Raw genomic sequence first — 18,871 nt, forward strand, 5'->3', positions numbered from 1 at the left:
CGAGCGGGTGCATCCCGGAATCGGTACGGCCGAGCGTGAATCAGTGTGGCAGGGAAAGCAATTCGACCAATGCCCCACGACCGGTCCCCGCGGGCAACAGCGCGAGCGCCTGTGCCCGGAGCAGCCCGGCCAGGTGTGCGGTGCCGCCGGGCCGGGTGGCACGCCAGACACCGCCCTCCACCTGGCGGGCCGGCACAACCCTGGTTCGGTCGTTGTCCGGGGCGCCGGCGTCCGCGATCCGGCCCCACGACGCGTTCGAGTCACGACGGCAGGTCAGCGCTCGAACCAGTGATCGTCCGGTCACCAGGGTGGCCACGACCGCCGCGAGCGGGTTGCCCGGCAGCGCGAGCAGGATCCGGCCGTCCGGCAGCCGGGCCACCAATTGTGAACCGCCCGGGCGCATCCGCACACCGTCGATGACGATGTGCGCGCCGATCTCCTCGAGTACGCCGCGCAGGTGATCCGCGCCCCCGTGACCCGTCGCGCCGACGGTGATCGCGAGTTCGGCGTCGGTGTCGAGGTCGAACCAGGTGCGCAACAGGGTGCGGTCGTCGGGCAGGCGGGTCAGCTGCCGGACGCCGATGTCGCAGTGGCCGAGATAGTGCGGCAGCACGGTGCCGATCGAGTCGCGGACCTGTCCCGGTTCGAGTTCACCGCTCGCGCGGATCTCGTCGCCGGTGAGCAGGACATCGGCGCGCAGCGGGCCGCGAACCATCGCGATCGGGGTTTCCGCGCTCTGCGCCACCGATACGGTGCTCACCCCCACCCGCGTTCCGGCGGCGACGAGTTCGTCACCGTCGAACCAGGATTCGCCGCAGCGGCGCAGGTCGTTTCGGCGGGGCGCATCCGCGACCAGTGCCACTGCCCGCTGTCCGCCACTGTGCAGGGGGCGAAGGAATTCCTGGCGGATCACGGCGGTGGTTCCGGGCGGGGTCACCGCGCCGGTCGCGATCCGGACCGCGTCTCCGTCGGACAGCGTGATCCCCGAACGTCTTCCCGCGGTGCAGGTTCCGATGAGCACGCGCCATTGCGGCCCGGGTCCGCTGACAGCGAACCCGTCCATGGCCGCGCTGTCGGCGGCGGGCAGCGCCGCCGTCGCCCACAGCGGCCCGGCCAGGGTCGCACCCAGCGCCATGGACAGGGCGGCGTATCGCTCACCGATCGGAGTCAGCTCCGACAACAACGTGGCATCGATCTCGTCCACGGGTACATCGACTCGGCTCGCCGTTCGCTTCGAGCAATCTTGTACGGCGCGCACGCATCGGTCCTCTCAGAGATCGGGCAATCGTTCACAATCCTCATATGCGGTGGTTTCGACTCTCTTTCTCCGTATTTGCTTATCCATTGCACGATTCTCACCCGCATGAGCTGACCGTTGTGCGGACGCGGAGAACGCACAACCGGCCGGACCGACCTGAGAAGTGAACGTAACCGTGTATGTGATGCCCCGTTAACAACTGCTTCCTACGGTTGGCATCGGGATCCACGGTCAAGGCGGTGTGAGTGGGGAGGAACAACAGGTGACGGCAGCCGATTCCGAGACCGGAACGGGCACCAGACGCACGGTGTGCTCGTACTGCGGCGTGGGATGCGGGATCGTGCTCGAACTTCACGACGGACCCGAAGGACAGCGCATCCGCAAAGTAGCCGGTGACAAAGCCCATCCCGCCAACGGTGGCCGCCTGTGCACCAAGGGCGGCAGCCACGCGGACATGATGGCCGCGGACGGACGACTGACCACCGCTCTGGTCCGCGCCGAACGCGGCGCGGCGCCCGAACCGATCGCCACCGACACCGCCATCGCCGACACCGCCCGGCGGCTGCGCGCGCTGATCGACGAGCACGGCCCCGACGCCGTCTCGTTCTACGTCTCCGGGCAGATGACTCTCGAGGCGCAGTACCTGGCCAACAAGCTCGCCAAGGGCTTCATCGGCACCAACCAGATCGAATCCAACTCCCGGCTGTGCATGGCCAGCGCCGGCACCGGCTACAAGCTCTCGCTCGGCGCGGACGGCCCACCGGGGTCCTACGACGACTTCGACCACGCGGACGTGTTCCTCGTCATCGGCGCGAACATGGCCGACTGCCACCCGATCCTGTTCCTGCGCATGATGGATCGCGTCAAGGCCGGTGCGAAACTGAGCGTGGTGGACCCGCGCCGCAACGCCACCGGCGACAAGGCCGATCTGTTCCTGCAGATCAAACCGGGTACCGACCTGGCGCTGTTGAACGGCCTGCTGCACCTGCTCGTCGAGAACGGGCACACCGATCCGGATTTCATCGCCGAGTTCACCGAGGGCTGGGAGGGGATGGCGGAGTTCGCCGCCGAGTACCCGCCCGAGACGGTCGCCGAGATCACCGGCATCCCGGCCGACGACATCCGCCGCGCGGCCGCACTGATCGGTGGAGCGGGTGAGTGGATGAGCTGCTGGACGATGGGCCTGAACCAATCCACGCACGGCACCTGGAACACCAACGCACTGGTCAACCTGCACCTGGCGACCGGCGCCATCTGCCGCACCGGCAGCGGCCCCTTCTCCCTCACCGGCCAGCCCAACGCCATGGGCGGGCGCGAGATGGGCTACATGGGGCCGGGCCTGCCCGGCCAGCGCTCGGTGCTGGTCGACGCGGACCGCGAGTTCATCGAGAACCTCTGGGAACTGCCCGCGGGCACGCTGCGCACCGAGGTCGGCACCGGCACCATCGACATGTTCACCCGGATGGCCGCCGGAGAAATCAAGGCCTGCTGGATCATCTGCACCAATCCCGTTGCCACGGTGGCCAATCGCAGCACGGTGCTGGCCGGGCTGGAAACCGCCGAGCTGGTCATCGCCCAGGATGTGTTCGCCGAGACCGAGACCAACGCCTACGCCGACGTCATCCTGCCCGCCACCCTGTGGGTCGAGGGTGAAGGAGTGATGATCAACTCCGAGCGCAACCTCACCCTGATTCAGCAGTCGATACCCGCACCGGGCGAGGCGATTCCGGACTGGCAGCTCATCGCCCGCATCGCGTGCGCCATGGGCTACGCCGACAACTTCACCTACCGCAACGCGGAAGAGATCTTCGACGAGATCAAGCGGACCTGGAATCCCAAGACCGGGCACGACCTGCGCGGGGCGAGCTACGACCGCCTGCGCGAAGGTCCGCTGCAGTGGCCGATCGCCCCGGATGGACCGGCCCGCAACCCGATTCGCTACCGCAACGACGGGATCAGCCAGCAGCGGCAGACGCGCGAGAACGACACGGCGCCCCGGCTGTGGTTCCCCACCGCGTCCGGGCGCGCGGCGTTCTTCGCACGGCCACACCTGCCCGCCGCCGAGCTTCCGGACGACAACTATCCGTTCGTCCTGAACACCGGCCGGGTCCAGCATCAGTGGCACACGCTCACCAAGACCGGCAAGGTCGCCAAACTCAACAGGCTCAATCCGGGGCCGTTCATCGAGGTCCATCCGGACGATGCGGCGACACTCGCTGTCGTCGAGGGCGATTGGCTCGAAGTCGCTTCGCGCCGGGGCCGTGCCGTGTTGCCGGCCGTGGTCACCGACCGAGTCCGGATCGGAACCACGTTCGCGCCGTTCCACTGGAACGACCTGTTCGGTGAGTACCTGACCGTGAACGCGGTCACCAACGACGCGGTGGATCCGATCTCCTTCCAGCCCGAATTCAAGGTCTGCGCGGTGACCTTGACCAAGGTCGCCGCGCCCGTTCGGCTCGAGCCCGTCGCCGAGCCGGAACCCGATGCCACCGTGCCCACTCCGGACCCCGTGATCACCGCGCGGACGGGCGATCGGGTATCGGTGGCCGCGGCCACGCTCGGCATCGGCGAACTCACGGCCCCCGCGCTCAGCGAAGTCGAGTCCGCGTACCTGGCCGGGTTCCTGTCGGGTGTGCAGCGCGGGGAGCCCGATGTGATTCCCGCGGTGCCCGTGTCGAATCCGCTGCGTCCCGCTGTTTCCGCGTGGGTCGATGGCATGCTGGCCGGCTTGTTCACCCCGCATGCCCGCGCGGTGCCGGACGTTCGGCCCACCGTGGCAGCCGGGGCGAGCGTGCCGCTTTCCGCTTCCGAGACGCCCTCCCCCGCACGCCCGCTGGTGATCCTGTGGGCATCCCAGACCGGTAACGCGGAAGACTTCGCCACCGGTGCGCTCGTCACCACGCTGACCGCCCGGGGTCTGGCCCCCGTCGTGCACGCCATGGACACCGTCTCCGCCGCCGACCTCCCCCGCGACGCCGACCTCCTTGTCGTGAGCAGCACCTTCGGCGACGGTGACGCACCCGACAACGGCGCGGGTTTCTTCCGGTCGCTGGCCGAGCTTTCCGAATCCGCGCTCACCGGAGCGCGATTCGCGGTGCTGGCGTTCGGCGACTCGAACTACGACGCGTTCTGCGGGCACGGTAGGCGCCTCGACGCACGCCTCGCCGAACTCGGGGCCGAACGGCTCATCGCCCGGGTCGACTGCGAACCCGATTTCGACGACACCGCGGCCGCGTGGCTCGAACAACTCGTACCCGCACTCGAGGTTCCGGCGAACCCGGATACCGAATCATCCTCGGCGGCAACGACAGCTGCCGGCGAGCCGACTCCCGGACCGGCGGCCACCGCGGCTACCCGGACGCAGGCCGCGCCCACGATCACCGCGACCCGCACCGCACCGGACAAGCCGCTCGGTCACCTGATCGGCAATCGGCTGCTGAGCCTGCCCGGCGCGCAGAAGGAGGTGCGGCAGTTCAGCTTCGACCTCACCGGCACCGACCTGACCTACGATGTCGGTGACGCCCTCGGCGTCCGGCCGTTCAACGATCTGGGGCTGGTCTGGGAGTTCCTGGCCACCACCGGACTCGACCCCGCCGCCGTCGTCGATGTGCCCAAAGTCGGCACGCTGCCCTTCGCCCTCGCGCTCGAGGAGCACCTGGACCTGACCAAGATCAGCCCCGAACTGCTCAAACACGTGGCCGAGCACACCGCGGACCCCTACCTCAAATCCCTGCTGCGCCAAGACAACAAGGGCGAGCTCGCCAAATGGCTGTGGGGCCGGCAGCCGGTCGACATCGCCGCCGGCCATCCGCTCCCGGCGGACCCGCAACGCTGGGTGGACATGCTCAAACGCATTCAGCCCCGGCTGTATTCGATCTCCTCGAGCCCCCTGACGAACCCGGCGATCGTCCGCACCACCGTCTCGGTCATCCGCTATCCCGGTCCCACCGGCCGACCGCGCGGCGGGCTCTGCTCGAGCTATCTCGCCGACGCCGAGCAGAATCAGCCGCTGGCCCTGCATGTCCAGCGCGCACCGCACTTCCGCCCGCCCGACGACCCCGACGTCGCCGCGATCATGGTCGGCCCGGGAACCGGCGTCGCTCCCTTCGTCGGCTTCCTCGAACATCGCCGGGCGCGCGGCGATCAGGCGCCCAACTGGCTGTTCTTCGGCGAACAGCACCGCGCCACCGACTTCTACTACGGCGAGGAACTCGAGCAACTCCAGAAGCAGGGCGTGCTGAGCCGCCTCGACGTCGCGTTCTCCCGTGATCAGCGGGCCAAGGTCTATGTCCAGGACCGCATGCGCGAACGTGGTGCGCAACTGTGGAAATGGCTGAACGCCGGCGCGCACTTCTACGTGTGCGGAGATGCCTCGCGCATGGCCAAGGACGTCGACCTCGCGCTCCGCGAGATCGTCGCCCACCACGGGAACATGGACGCGGACGACGCCGACGCCTACGTGAAGAAGCTCGCGAGCGACAAGCGGTACGTCCGTGATGTCTACTGAGCCCCGTGATCGATCGCGCCGCCGTCCCCGTGTATGAGTGGCACCCATGACCGAAATCCTGTTGTTCTCCTACGGAACCCTGCGCCGGCCACAGGTTCAGCACGAGGTCTTCGGACGCGAACTCGAGGGGCGACCCGATGAGATCGTCGGCTACGAGCTGGGGCAACTCGTCATCACCGACCCCCTGGTGATCGCGACCAGCGGCAGCGATGTGCATCCGATCCTCGTGCCCGCGCCCGATTCACCCGGTGTCGCGGGCACGGTATTCACGATCTCGGAGGCGGATCTCGCCGCCGCGGACGTCTACGAGGTCTCCGACTACACCCGGGTACTGCTGCCGCTGCGGTCCGGCCGGCAGGCCTGGGTATACATCCTGGCAACCGCCGCGGCCGGACTCGGTTTGTAGCGGCTACTCGACGCCGAGGGTGACTTCAGTGGACTTGATCAGCACCTTGACCACCGACCCCTCGGCAAGTTCGAGATCGTCGGCGGCGGCACGGGTGATCGAGGACGTCACCTCGTCACCGCCGGTGAGCCGGACGCGGATGACAGCCATGGCCTCGCCGCGGGTGACCGCGATGACGGTTCCATCGAGTTGGTTTCGAGTGCTCAGTCGCATGGCCCGACCCTACGCCGGGCCGTGCTGATCCCACGGCTCCGACCCGAACCGAATTCAGGCCCTGAACAGCGACGACACCGCGGGATCGTGATCGATCGAGCCGAGGTCCCCCGCTTCGATCCAGGCCGCGGTCTCGGCAACCGTGCGAAGCCGCACCCCGATCGCGCGGCACTCGTCGGCGCCGCGTGGATAGAGCCCGGAGATCGCATCGGACACGAGCACGATCCGGAAGTCGCGCTCGGACGCCTCGTAGATCGAGGTGCGCGGGCAGTTGGGGAAGTTGCAGCCCGCGAACACGACGGTGTCGATCCCACCCGCGCGCAGATGTTCTTCCAGACCCGTGTCATAGAACGCGCCCCACCGCGATTTGTACATCACGTGTTCGCCCGGCCCGACAGCCTGGAACTGCCCCGCCAACAGCCGCTCGGGATCCAACTCCACCGGCCCCGGCAACAATTCCGGCGCGATCTGCGAACCCTCCGATCCCGGCGCGGCGATCTCGGCTCCCGACTCGACCGCGTGGCGGCGCACCACGTCGACGTTCGAGCCGTCACGGCGGTACAGCCGCACGACGTGCACGATCGGCCGGCCGCGGCGGCGAAACAGATTCACGAGTTCGGTCATCGCGGGCAGCGCGGCCGCGGTGCCCTCGATCCGGGCCGGGGCGTCATCGTCATAGAAGTCCCGTTGCACATCGATGAGCACCAGCGCCGACGACGACGCGTGCGGGGTGAGATACGGATCGCCGGTAGTGCCGTGCGGCTGGGCGCTCATGCTGACTCCTCAGACAAGTTGCGGTCTGACCGACAGCGTATTCGGGTCAGCTCGGGTCGGCCAACTGCCAGCCGCTCATGCTGAGATCCGGGTCGTTGTCGGGGAAGAGCTCGAAGTAGATCCTGCCCTCCTCGGACTTGGTGGCGCGGACCGTGACGGCGGCGGTGCTGTTGTCCGCGAGGATGGCTTGGCAGTGGATGGTGTCGCCGGGGTTGCCGCGCAACATGTTCGGGCAGCTGCCCTTGCTCGCCATGAAGCTTCTCAGGTCGGTCATCGAGGCGAAGCCGTAGTGCCGAGAGAGGTTGTGGGCCAGGCTCGCTACGACGTTCTCGACCGACTGCGCGTACAGCAGCGTGTCTTTGAACGTGACCGACACGACGCCGCTCAGGCTGGAGAGGTTGGCATCGACCTCCCAGCGCGCACCGTTGGATTCGATGACCGTACAGGTGCGCTCGGCATAGGGCTCGAGCTTCTGAATACCCGCGCACTGCACGTTTCCCACTTCACGGCCGGTCTTTTTCTTCAAAGCCGACGCCAGGGACTTCTGCACCTCGACGTTGTCCGCGAGCTCGTCGTCGAATGTGGTGCCGAACATGATCCTGGTGCCGTCAACGGTTTTCACGACGGCGGTCATCCCCCACTTCTCGTCGTATCGATCGATGGCGGTGCACTTCGTCTTCGCGCCGACCTCGGCGTCGACGGCCTCGCACTTCAGGCTCTTCGCATCGTCTCCTGAGGCCGACCGAAAGAATTGCCCGACCTCCTCGGCTACGTCCCCGCCGCTGAGCTCGTCCGGCCCGAACAACCCGCACCCCGACACGAGCAGTGCCGAGAGCACCACCATCCACCTACGCATTTCGGACATGCTACGAGAGGCGTCTCCGCGAGGTTCGTACGCGGTCGGACAAACCCGTACTCGAATATCGGTCGGGCAGGCGCTGATTCGTTCCCGCGTCCCTCGCGGGCGGTCCATAATCCGGTACCGATCCAATCCATGTCTATCGGGAGCAGAGTGGCGGCGCAGTGAGCAGAAAACCCGACCCACCCGGGTCTGCGAAAGATGATCGGAACTATCGGGTGCGTCTGCGAGATGCCAAGGGACCGGTGATCGGGGAAGGCAACACCCAGGTCAACGTTTACGGGCTGAGCGTGGCCGCGGCCGTGTCGCTTATGGTGGTGGGCGTGCTCGGCCTGTGGTGGCTCAACCGCGGTCTCGACTCTTCGGCGCACGGCAAAGAAGGACCACCGCAAGCGAATTCGGTCGCGACGACGACCGCCGCGGAGGGCGTGCCCGGTCCTTCCGGCGAGACGACAACCCCGGCCGCCCCGCCGATCTGGTACGACCTGACCACCTTGAAGTCCATCATCTGGAACAACGGCTTCACGCCCATCGATCCTGTGCAGATCGGTGCGAATTCCTACCCCGCGGGCATCGTCGGCAGTTATCAATCCAGCGCGACCGACCCGAACAACAGGGCGATATGGGCAATCAGTAGTAAATGCACCGAGTTTCGCGCCTGGGTCGGCAAGAACACCACATCCGCGGGCGGCGGCACCGGGCGGTTCGTCGTGATCGGGGACGGCCGGGAATTACGCTCCGTCGAACTCGGCCCGAACGATCCGGCGACCGAAATACGGGTGAATATCACCGGGGTCAACCAGCTGACCCTGATGGACACCCGGCGCATGACAGAGGCGAGCAACGCGTGGGGACGTCCCGGGGTGCTGTGCGGGTCGGTCCCGAGTCCCCCGCGATGAAGCACCGGCACACCATGATTCGAATCCGCGAGCCGAACACCCAGCAGGGCGCCAATCCGTTCATGCCCGTGCCGCCCCGGGTCTATCGTCCCGACGGTCCGCAGCCGGTCTTCGAACAGCAGAGCGCCGGCGGATCCGCCGCCGCGAAACCCTATTCGGGCGACCTGGCCGGCCTCTACAGTGCGCCACGCGATCAACCATTGACCGACCGCGACGAGCTGATCGAGTTCTACGCCGCCCACCCTGCCGAAGCGAGCAGTGCCGCACAGGCTTTCGGCAGCGACGGCACCTTCACCTGGTCACGGGGTAAGCAGATCGACGGGCCGGGCCTCGTGGCCTATCTGCGCGAACTGACGCCCGTACTGCTGCGCATCGATCTGCGGGTGACCAACTACACCCTGGTGGACGGCCGCGCCGCGGGACGTCAGTCGATCCTGCAGGCGGGCACCGCGGTGCTCGTGGACTCACACGGGGTGCCGAGGTTCCGCAGCCTCAGTGGGTCGCCGCTGACTCTTGCGGCGGCACTTCCGCATTCGCCGACATTCACCAACACGCCGTGGAGCGGGTTCGATCCCAAACTCGTCGGGGCGGTCTCACCGGGGATATCCCTCACGGTGATCACCCTGATCGACACGGGAACCGGCAATCCGTTCGACCGGCCGGTGGGTACGACGGGCGCAGGCGACGCGGACCATCCCGAGTGGCCCACTCCCGGAGCCGCGACGACCACACCGACAACCGTCGCCCCGTCAACGCCACGGGCGACAACTCGGGCCGCACCGGCGGGGCCGCTGGACCTGTCCGGAGTGTGGGTGATGAACTCGAACTCGAACGTGAGCGACGTGTACAGCATGACCGGCACCATGACCCAGACCACGGCCGGCTTCGTCTTCCACTACGAGGACGCCGAGCAGTACGTGTCCACCGCTACCGATTGCACACTGCCGAACAGCCTCGGCACATCGGTGAGCCTGGATTGCCGAATCACCGTGCGAGGCTCGGGGGAAGCCATGTCTTCCACCTATCGCTGCGAGGGCCCGGTGGTAGCGATCCCGTGGGGCGACCGTACGAAGTTCAGATTCGACGGCTCGTGCGAGACCATCACCGTGTCCGGCCCGCCGTTCACGGTGACGATCATGCCGCAGTAGCGAATTCCCTAGAACTTGTTGATCTGGCGGCCATCGTCACCGATCAGACTGCCCTTGCTCTCGCGTATCTTGACTGCGTACTTGGGCTGCTCGGCTCCGCGCGCCTGTCGGCGCGGCTTCTTCTCGCGCGCCTCAGGTTCGGATTCGACCTCTGGATCAGACTGCGGCACAGCCGGTTTCGCCGCGTTCGCAGCCCGGACCACCTGGGGAGCCGAATCGCCGGTGGTCCCCTCGACGGACACACCGCGCTCCGCAGCGAACCGGGCGACGGCCCGAGCCGCGAGACGCAGGAACCACGACTTGTCCTGATCGCGCGTCGATGTCCGGCCCAGGAACAGCATCGCGCACGCTGCCAGCGACAGATACGTCTGTTCACGCCACAGGTGCGCCAGCCCGGACCGCTCCACCCACGCACCGCTTTCGGCGCCGACACCGCGAACGAGGTCGGCCAGCCAGGTGGGCACCAGGTGAGAGGGTCCGTCGATCGGGTCGAGCAGCAAATCGATCAGAGCTCCCTGTTGCGACGGGGCGATATCCCCCATGGATCGCGCGATGACGTACAGCAGCAGATGAACCGGATCCCTGGTCAAGGGGCCGACGCTGTCGTAGAGCGCGGTGTCGATGAGGAACCAGTCATCGGTATCGACCTGCGGCCGGACGCGCACCAGCGCGTTGTCGGTGTGCAGATCACCGTGACTGCGTCCCACCACCGGCCGAATCCGGGCATCGGCGAGCACGCGGCCCCGCGCCACCGCGAACGGGTTCGGCAGCGGGCCGGGCTCCCCCTCGACGCGGATCAGTTCGGTGTCGTGGTCGCTCGCCCATCCGGCAAGGCGCCCACCGGGTTCCAGTTGATCGAACAGATGCCAGCCGAAGAACGTCTTCAGGTCCCACCCCGCGGCCGGCGGGATGAACGGCGCTCCGGCCCAGTCCCCGAGCACTCCCGCCACGATCGAGCGGCAGGCGTCGACGAATGTCTCCGGGCGGCACACGATCTCGCGATGCTTCGGCGTGTCCACCCGCTCTTCCGGATGCAGCATGCGCCGCAGCAGGACGGTCAGGACCTCGGTGTTCTCCAGGTTGTTCGCGGCGATCCGCTGGAAGGTGATCCACTGCCGCGCCGAAACCGGCACGGCATCGTGGACGAACGTACTCAGGTGCCGACGCGCGAAGTCCGGCCGCTCCGATTCGGCCTGGTGATGGCGCGCGTACTCGATGGTCTGCACCGAATCGCTGGGGCTGGAAAGAACTTTCAGCACGAGCATGGTCGTCCGGGGGTTTCGCGCATCCCGCGTGTCCGTCTCGCTGACCACGGCGACCGCCTGCCGGCTGCGTCCGTTGACCAGCCACCGATCGAGCACGTAGTGCCGCCGATGTAGCTCGGCCCAGGCGGCGAGCACCTCGGCCACCTCTCGGTCCAGGCCCCGGCACAGCTCCGGGTCGAGTCCGCGGTACAGCTCGGTCATGTGGCCCTCCGATCGATGGACACGGGGTGGACGTGGGCGCGTGCGGACTCCCCTGTCCACTCGGATCGCCACCGGCTCCGTTCATCCCGTCGCCACGGTAACCGCCTCGACGCCCGCCGAACCGTCCGGCTTTGTCCGGACCCGTCGCGGATCGGGCGTGTCGTACCGCCTCGCATGTCTGATGAATTGCATTTGGCTGGAGTTCGACCGAGGAGTTCGATCACTGTGCGATACCCGACCCTGCTGCCGGCACTGGCAGCGGCTGTTCTCTTCGCAGGTCTCACGACCGGATGTGCAGACGATTCGCCGTCGAGCGGGGCGACACCTTCGAGCACGACGACACGTCCCTCGGCGACCAGTGCGGCAACGACCACCACGATATCCCCTCGGACGGTGGCGCTTTCGGGAATGAAGCCGACGAGTGACAGGTCCCCCGACATCGACGCGGCGACGGTCGACGGCGTCACCGTCGGCAGCGCGATCTACGTCGGCCCGTGCGGTAATTACGACGAAGCCGTCTACGACTACCGGGTACCGGCCGGTTCTTCGACCTTGTCCGCGAAGATCGCGGCCGGTGATCGGAGCGCCACCGATACCCAGGTTCAGGTCGAATTCTTCCTCGACAAGGCCCGCGCCGCGGTCGTCACGCCCCGGCTCGGCGTGCCCGCGGAGGTGATCCTCGAGGTCACCGGCGTGAATACGCTGTCGGTGCGCAGTTATTCGGAGAAGTCCGACAGCTGCGGTGAGAGCCGGGGCGTGGTCCTGACGAAGGCGGAGTTCTCGACGGCGCAGCACCCCGCGGCGAAGAAGGCCGCCGACGGCCCGTCCGAGTACGTCGTGGAGAACGACCCGGTCTCGGACGAATGCGACTCCTTCTACTTCCACTCCGACACCGACCCGATGCACCTCAGCGGCCGGACGAACTACCATTCGCTCTCGGCGGGGCGCGACGGCGACATCGGCGCCGACGAATCGGGGCCGTGCACTTTCGAATACGATCTCGGGCGCTCCGCGACGAAGATCGTCGCGACAGCCGGTGTCCACGACGCGAGCCGGACGACCTTCACCTGCCGGGCCGAGCTCTCGATCGACGGCAAGCCCGTGCAGACAATCGATCTATCTCTGGGAAACACCGTCCCGGTGGACATCCCGGTGCCGAACGCGCTCCGTCTGCGCGTGGTCTTCACCTTCCTCGGCCCCGGCTACGGAGAATGCGTGCTGGGCGACTTCCGGATCATGCGGGCACGCGCATGAGGGGGAACGGCGGGAACGAGAAGCCTCCGGTGCGCATCGGCTCCTACGAGCGCCAGCGCGCCTATGACACGCTGTCGCAGCATCATTCGGCCGGTCGCATCGACCTCGCGGAATACGACGAGCGGTATCAACTCATCACCAAGGCGTTGACGCAGCCGGAATTGGACGCGGTCTTCGCCGATCTTCCGGCACTCGCGGGCGCCACCAAGAACAAGCGAACAGCCCTGATCGCGCTCACGGTCACCGGCGTCGTGCTCGTCGCGGGAAGCATCGGATTCGCGGTCTCGCGGACGGCGAAGCACGAACCGAACGCGGCGGCAACGATTTCCACGACGGTAGCGACCCCGGAGAGGACGTCCGTGCCCGCGACCACGTCCCGAAGCACCACGCCGCCCTCGGGCACCACCACGTCGCCACCCACCTCCACACCGATCAATTCGGCGCTGAACACGGACTCCTACGTGCAGGATCTGGAGCGACTGAGCGGCGGCGACTACCACCGATACGACGAAGGCACGGCGGCGGTGTCCAACCTGGTCCTGACCCGCTCGGTCATGATCGCCCCGGACGGCAAGGACATCGCGTTCACCGAATACGACCTCGGCCGCAGATTCCTCCGCCTCGACGGCACGCTGGGCATCCGCAACGACGCGACGCCCTCGGGTCTGACGATGAAGCTCAGAATCCTGGTGGACAACGTGCCCGTCTTCGAGCAGGCGATCGCGCTCGGCGACACCGTCCCGATCAACCTCGGCATCGAGCAGGCGCTGCGACTGAAGCTGGAGGTCACGAACCTGCGGCCGGGTGGAGACGCCTACGCGGTCTTCGGAGATCTGCGCGTGACGACGAGCTGACGCCGCCCGGGCACCCGTACCGCGGTGTCCGGTGATGTCCGGACCCCGCTCGAGTGCTGCCCACCCGGCGTATCGAGCCTGTCTCATGGAGGTGTAGATCTCGATGAGCAAGCCGGACAGCGGGTTTCGTTCGACGTCGAGGGGTCGATCGAACCACTCCCGCAGATGGCCGCCTGGAAGGAGGGCGAACCACCCTGATGAGAACACCCGAGGGGCCCGGATCATGATCGCCCTGTGGACATCGGTAGTCACCGTGTCGGCCACCCTGCTCGGATCGATCCTGACCTTCCACATGCAGCGCTCGATAACCGACCGCGCGGCCGCGCGGCGGCTGACCGAACGCGTCCACCAGGAACGGCTCGACGTCTACAGCCGATTCACCGGCGCGGCGATTCACTATCGGCTGAGTGAATTGACCCGCTGGCATCGGCAATCGCTGGCGCCGGACAGCGTGGAGGCGAGAATCGCCGTGGATGCCGCCCACTCCTGCCGAGCCGCCGTTTTCGAAGTTCTTTCCCGACTTCATATTCTGACCGACGACCCTCGATTGCGCACGATCGCGACCGAGGTCGTCGAGCATATCGACCTGATCCATCAGGCCGGCAACGCCGAGGAGCGGAGGCTGCGGGGAATCGAGGCGGGCGAGAAGATCCAGGATTTCGTGCGATTCGCCGCTGCCGACGTCAGTTCCGGAACCCGAGCGGGCATGCTGCTGCCCTTCAGGAGATAACGGAACTCCCTATTGAACCGGTCAGTCTTCTAATTGCTCACACCGGGCACCAACAGGTGAGCTGCGGGCGCAATGACGCAATTACACAACGTGATTCGATGACATCGCGTAGGGTCCGAAACACTATCCGATATTTCGATAGCTATTTCAATCAGCACAAGTTTGTATGTTTTGGAGTTCCCATGTCCCGCAACCGCGTGCACCCGGAACACTTCGAGCGGGATCGGCCGGATCCGCACAGCATCGTCACCCGCCAGGACTTCGCCTTCGAACTACGACTGGCCAGGGCACAGTGCAATCTCAGTGTCCGCGACGTGGCCAAGGAGGCCGGGGTCCCGACGAGCACGCTGGGCGGATATTTCGCCGGACAGCACCTGCCCGCGCTCAAACCACCCGACCTGATGAGCCGGATCCTGAGAGCCCTCGGCATCGACCGAGCCGAAGAGATAGAGATCTGGTTGGAGGCCCTGCGCCGCGTACGCCGCTCGAGCGGCCGCGAAGAATTCCCGAGCCCACTCGCCGCCGCGTATCCCGCCGCGGTGCACGCGGTCTCGACCAGGGCGCCGGTGGAGCGATCACGGGCACAGCCCACCCTGCGCGGCCGCGACGAGCTGGTTGCCCGACTGGCGCGCGTCGTCGAAGGCGCGCCCGGCCCGCGCGTGCAGGTACTGCACGGACTGGGCGGCAGCGGAAAGAGTTCGGTCGCCCTCGCTGTCGCGGATATCGCGCTGGCGCAGGATATCTCGGTGTTCTGGTTGACGGCGACCGACTCGGCGAGCACGAGCGCCGGCATGTACGCGCTGGCAGCCCGGATAGGCATCTCCGCGGACAGACTCCTGCGCTGCAGTCTGACCGACACCGTGTGGGACCGGCTGTCGGAGCTGTCCCAGCGCTGGCTGCTGGTCCTCGACAACGCCGACGACCCACAGGAATCGCTCGCGATTCCCCGGCGCGGGCTGACCGACGGGACGGGCTGGTTGCGACCGATCGGGCCCGCCACCGGAACGATCATCGTCACCACCCGCGACGGCGATCCCGTGACCTGGGGCGTCGCCCCGCCCACCTGGCTCGGGCTGCACCGCCTCGACGGCCTGCACCGCGACTCCGGAAGCCTGGTCCTCACCGAACTGGCCGGCCCCGACGCCGGGTCGGCCGAGGACGCCGGAGACCTGTCCGACCGACTCGGCGGCCACCCGATGGCGCTGATGCTCGCCGGACGCTTCCTGCTCGAATCCCGCGCCATGCCGGCACAACTCGGCGACGACGCGGAACCGCGCACCTATCGCGGCTACCTGGAATCGCTCGCGCACGGCGGATCGACCGAACTGTTCACCGCGGACGAGAACGGCCGACCGGCCCGGGGCGATGAGGCGTCGATCTCGCAGAGCTGCCACTTCTCGCTCGACCTGCTCGCCGGTCGCGGGCTGGTGCATGCCCGCGCGCTCCTGCAACTGCTCGCCTGCCTGGGCAGCGTCGCCATCCCGTGCACCGAGTTGCTCCGCACCGACACCCTGGCGAAATCCACCCTCTTCCCGGCGCTGACCACCCGCTCGCTGTGGCGGACCGTGTACGCGCTCGAAAGTCTGGGACTGGTCACCAAATCCGCGGCCGACCGCGACCAGCCCGAAATGCTGGATCTGCATCCGCTCGCCCGCGACATCGCGCGGATGGGCGCGCGCGCCGACCGCCGGCTCGACGAGTACCTATCGGTCATCACCCAGCTGATCGACGCGGCGGTACGCGGCGCCGACGTGGAGAACCCGTTGTCCTGGGGCCGATGGCGACGGCTTGCCGGACACTGCACGGCGTTGATCGGACTGCTCGAACTGCAGCAGGCCGAGACGTCGGCAACCCGGTCCGTGATCACCCTGGCCGGTCGTGCGGCGGCCTATCAGCGGGCGGCCGGGCAGCAGGCCCAGGCCGAGACGGCGTTCGCGATCGCGCTGAAGGGCTGCGCGGGACGCATCGACGAAAACGACGCGGCCCGTTTGGAAATAGAACACAACCTGGCGCGCCTGTACTACGACCAGGGCCGATACGCCGAGGCCGAACAGCTGTACCGGGACGTCGCCGCGGCACGCCACAGCACGCTGGGCCCCGAGCACCACGACACCCTGACCACCCGGCACTACCTCGCCCGGACCCTGCGCCAGTCCCGCAAGCTCGACGAAGCGGCCGAGTTGGCGCGATCCACCTACGCCGCGCGCAGCCGGCTGTTCGGGGAGCGCAACCCCGACACACTTACCGCCCGCCATGGACTGGCCGATCTCGAACGGGTACGCGAGAACTTCGCCGCGGCCGCGGACATGTACGCCGACATCATCACGCTGCGCAGCGAAGTACTGGGCGGCGAGCATCCGGCCGTGCTCACCACGCGGCAGTACCGCGCCGAGACCCTGGGCGAACTCGACCGCATCGACGAGGCCGAGGCCGAGATGCGGTCGGTGTGGGTGACCAATCACCGCGTCCGCGGGCTCGACCATCCGCGCACCGTCGTCGGTGGGCACGCACTCGTAGATCTGCTGCGCAACAACGGATCCGCCGATGAGGCCGCGGAACTGTCCGCGGTGGTGCTGGCAGCCGGATGCCGCGTGTTCGGCGACACCCATCCGACGACGCTCGCTATTCGATACTCGGACGGTTTGATTCGCCACGACCTCGGGGAGATCGCGGCCGCGCATCGCCAACTTCTGGCGGTGCTGCGCGATCGCGAACAGGTACTCGGACCGCAGCATCCCGATACTCGGCGGACAAGGGAAACGGTCGAGGCCATTCGGCATCGAATGGATGCCGACCCCTCGGATACCGACTTCTGACCGTTGCCGAATTTGTCCGTTCTTGGTGGCGTCCGGCGTTGTCCGGACACACCATAACCACCTTTCCACCTCTGCGATCGCACGGTTGCATGGAGTGCGTACCCGCGGAATCCATAGCAGGACAGGCAGCTATGGTCCGCGACTCGATCCAGAGAGGAAAGCAATGCGATTCGTCAACGCGTTGTTCGTCGCAGTATTCGGAGTCATGGTCTGTATCGCCGGATTCAATTTCTACGGTTCCGGCGCCGTTGTCGCAGTGCTACTGGGGATAGCTGCCATCGGATACAGCGCATTCATCGCGTTTTCGCGCAAGTCCTACTTCATGACCGATTGGTTCTACGCACTTCCCATCCTCGGCGGCATCATTCTGTTCGCGGGACTCGGGCATTGATCGCCCGCATCGGCACCGGGCCGGCGGCGCTCCGATCGGTTCTCCCGATCGCGATCTGCGCCTTGGCAATCCTGGCGGGCGCCGGGTGCGGCAAGGACCCCAAGGACGTGACGTGCTCCGAATTCGCCGCGATGAGCTACGAGGAACAGAACGACACCCTCGACGACCTGCTGTCCGACCACGACCTGGAGACGCTCAGCACGTCCAACACCATCGGGGTGCGCAAGGAGGTCGACTCCTTCTGCGGCACTTTCGGATTCAGCAGCGAAACCGGCGGCAAGGCCAAGCGCAACAGCAGCGAGTCGATCGACGAAGCGGTCGACTGGGACTCCAGGACCTGGAGTTGACACACCGGAGCCCCGAGGAACTCGGCCGGCACTCCGTACGAGAAGGGAGCAGTGCATGACCGTGGAAGTCGTCGTCATGATGCTGATCGCATGGGCGGTGGGCAGGGCCAACCGGGCAGGCCAGCAGATCAACGGGCTCGCCGACGACGCCCTGGATCTCGCGGTGACGCGCGTGCGCGATGCGGTCGCGTCGAAGCTCGGTGGTGACGTTGCGATCCAGCGGCTGCTGGCGGAGGCGCGTGCGACGAACGGGGGCGTGTCGCACGCGACGCGGGCGGAAGCCGAACGTGCGCTCTACGCCGCGATCACACGCGACGATCGCTTCGCCGCCGAGCTGCAGCGGATAACGGCCACCCCGGAACAACCGGCCGTCCCGCCGCCGTCCGGAGGTGATAACTATGGCGTCCAAGGGATTTGGCAGACCGGCGACGGTTCGATCAAGATCTCGAACAAGGTAGTCCAGCAGGCCAGACGTCACCCCCTGGCGGCGTTTCTGATCGTTGTCGCGCTGCTGGGCCTGCTGGGCGCAGCGGTCGATCAATTGCTCAGTGCCGCACAAGACCCCACGACTACCGCCGACCCCGGACCGGGGGACCCCTCGGTGGACTCGCAAACAATCGTGGGAACCTGGACAGCCTCCGATGGCACCGGCACCAAGACGTACACGTCGAACAGCGGCCAATGCGACGGGTTCTACTACAACAACGGCAGGCCGCTCGACATCGGCGGCCCGATGACCTGCACCATCTCGAGCCGGCCCGACACTCAGGGCAGGTACACGATGATCGTGACACAGAGCGACAATCGCGCCGAGTACCGCGTCGAGTTCTCCGATACGAACCACGCCGCGGTGCTGGACTCGAAGGGCACGAAAATCTATGAGATAGAACGCTTCTGACCGAAGCCTGATCGGCGTCGGCACCGAGGACGGTCAGTTCTCGGCGCCGGC

16 protein-coding genes are annotated in these 18,871 nt (G+C 67.1%); 11 read left to right on the forward strand and 5 right to left on the reverse strand.

From position 1 onward, the window contains the following. Positions 1–40: 40 nt before the first annotated feature. The gene (locus ABZ319_RS00215; protein ID WP_354984072.1) at positions 41–1,204 is read right to left on the reverse strand and encodes a molybdopterin-binding protein; all 1,164 of its coding nucleotides are present in this window, start codon (positions 1,202–1,204) and stop codon (positions 41–43) included. Positions 1,205–1,520: 316 nt separating this feature from the next. Between ABZ319_RS00215 and ABZ319_RS00220 the strand changes: the two genes are divergently transcribed. Both ABZ319_RS00220 and ABZ319_RS00225 read left to right on the forward strand, forming a co-directional pair. Then, on the forward strand, positions 1,521–5,765 hold the full coding sequence (locus tag ABZ319_RS00220) for a bifunctional nitrate reductase/sulfite reductase flavoprotein subunit alpha (protein WP_354984073.1): 4,245 nt from the start codon (positions 1,521–1,523) through the stop codon (positions 5,763–5,765). A gap of 46 nt (positions 5,766–5,811) precedes the next feature. Then, positions 5,812–6,171 carry a gamma-glutamylcyclotransferase family protein gene (locus ABZ319_RS00225; RefSeq protein ID WP_354984074.1) on the forward strand — a complete coding sequence of 120 codons (360 nt, stop codon included), beginning with the start codon at positions 5,812–5,814 and terminating at the stop codon, positions 6,169–6,171. A gap of 3 nt (positions 6,172–6,174) precedes the next feature. Here ABZ319_RS00225 and ABZ319_RS00230 read toward each other — a convergent pair whose 3' ends face one another. From ABZ319_RS00230 to ABZ319_RS00240, 3 genes are read right to left on the reverse strand one after another with little or no spacing between them, the layout of a single operon-like run. Then, entirely contained in the window at positions 6,175–6,384 is a 210-nt protein-coding gene (locus tag ABZ319_RS00230) for a TOBE domain-containing protein (RefSeq protein WP_354984075.1), read from the reverse strand. 54 nt (positions 6,385–6,438) lie between these two features. After that, positions 6,439–7,158, reverse strand: coding sequence for an isochorismatase family cysteine hydrolase (locus ABZ319_RS00235; protein WP_354984076.1), 720 nt, complete (start codon positions 7,156–7,158; stop codon positions 6,439–6,441). Between the two features lie 46 nt (positions 7,159–7,204). After that, positions 7,205–8,002, reverse strand: a complete 798-nt coding sequence (locus ABZ319_RS00240; RefSeq protein ID WP_354984077.1) for a DUF4333 domain-containing protein — start codon at positions 8,000–8,002, stop codon at positions 7,205–7,207. Positions 8,003–8,235: 233 nt separating this feature from the next. Between ABZ319_RS00240 and ABZ319_RS00245 the strand changes: the two genes are divergently transcribed. Both ABZ319_RS00245 and ABZ319_RS00250 read left to right on the forward strand, forming a co-directional pair. Then, positions 8,236–8,916: an NPCBM/NEW2 domain-containing protein gene (locus ABZ319_RS00245; protein WP_354984078.1), complete on the forward strand. Its 681-nt coding sequence runs from the start codon at positions 8,236–8,238 to the stop codon at positions 8,914–8,916. Beyond that, positions 8,913–10,064: a DUF6777 domain-containing protein gene (locus ABZ319_RS00250; RefSeq protein WP_354984079.1), complete on the forward strand. Its 1,152-nt coding sequence runs from the start codon at positions 8,913–8,915 to the stop codon at positions 10,062–10,064. The genes ABZ319_RS00245 and ABZ319_RS00250 overlap by 4 nt, the downstream gene beginning before the upstream one ends. Before the next feature lie 8 nt (positions 10,065–10,072). Here the strand turns inward: ABZ319_RS00250 and ABZ319_RS00255 are convergent, their stop codons facing one another. Beyond that, on the reverse strand, positions 10,073–11,530 hold the full coding sequence (locus tag ABZ319_RS00255) for a hypothetical protein (RefSeq protein ID WP_354984080.1): 1,458 nt from the start codon (positions 11,528–11,530) through the stop codon (positions 10,073–10,075). A gap of 408 nt (positions 11,531–11,938) precedes the next feature. Between ABZ319_RS00255 and ABZ319_RS00260 the strand changes: the two genes are divergently transcribed. The 7 genes from ABZ319_RS00260 (at position 11,939) to ABZ319_RS00290 (ending at position 18,820) form a co-directional block, all read left to right on the forward strand. Continuing rightward, the gene (locus tag ABZ319_RS00260) at positions 11,939–12,784 is read left to right on the forward strand and encodes a hypothetical protein (protein WP_354984081.1); all 846 of its coding nucleotides are present in this window, start codon (positions 11,939–11,941) and stop codon (positions 12,782–12,784) included. A gap of 29 nt (positions 12,785–12,813) precedes the next feature. Then, complete coding sequence (locus ABZ319_RS00265; RefSeq protein ID WP_354984082.1) at positions 12,814–13,638, forward strand: DUF1707 domain-containing protein; 825 nt, start codon at positions 12,814–12,816, stop codon at positions 13,636–13,638. A gap of 103 nt (positions 13,639–13,741) precedes the next feature. Then, positions 13,742–14,368 (forward strand): hypothetical protein, encoded by a 627-nt coding sequence (locus ABZ319_RS00270; RefSeq protein ID WP_354984083.1) that lies wholly within the window; start codon positions 13,742–13,744, stop codon positions 14,366–14,368. Between the two features lie 182 nt (positions 14,369–14,550). Next, positions 14,551–17,184 carry a tetratricopeptide repeat protein gene (locus ABZ319_RS00275; protein WP_354984084.1) on the forward strand — a complete coding sequence of 878 codons (2,634 nt, stop codon included), beginning with the start codon at positions 14,551–14,553 and terminating at the stop codon, positions 17,182–17,184. Positions 17,185–17,347: 163 nt separating this feature from the next. Then, positions 17,348–17,575, forward strand: coding sequence for a hypothetical protein (locus tag ABZ319_RS00280; protein ID WP_354984085.1), 228 nt, complete (start codon positions 17,348–17,350; stop codon positions 17,573–17,575). 62 nt (positions 17,576–17,637) lie between these two features. Further along, a complete protein-coding gene (locus ABZ319_RS00285; protein ID WP_354984086.1) occupies positions 17,638–17,922 on the forward strand; it encodes a hypothetical protein in 285 nt (94 codons plus the stop codon). A gap of 55 nt (positions 17,923–17,977) precedes the next feature. Beyond that, positions 17,978–18,820, forward strand: coding sequence for a hypothetical protein (locus tag ABZ319_RS00290; protein WP_354984087.1), 843 nt, complete (start codon positions 17,978–17,980; stop codon positions 18,818–18,820). Positions 18,821–18,871 lie beyond the last annotated feature (51 nt).

It is taken from the genome of Nocardia sp. NPDC005978 (assembly GCF_040614455.1).
Taxonomy (GTDB): Bacteria; Actinomycetota; Actinomycetes; order Mycobacteriales; family Mycobacteriaceae; genus Nocardia.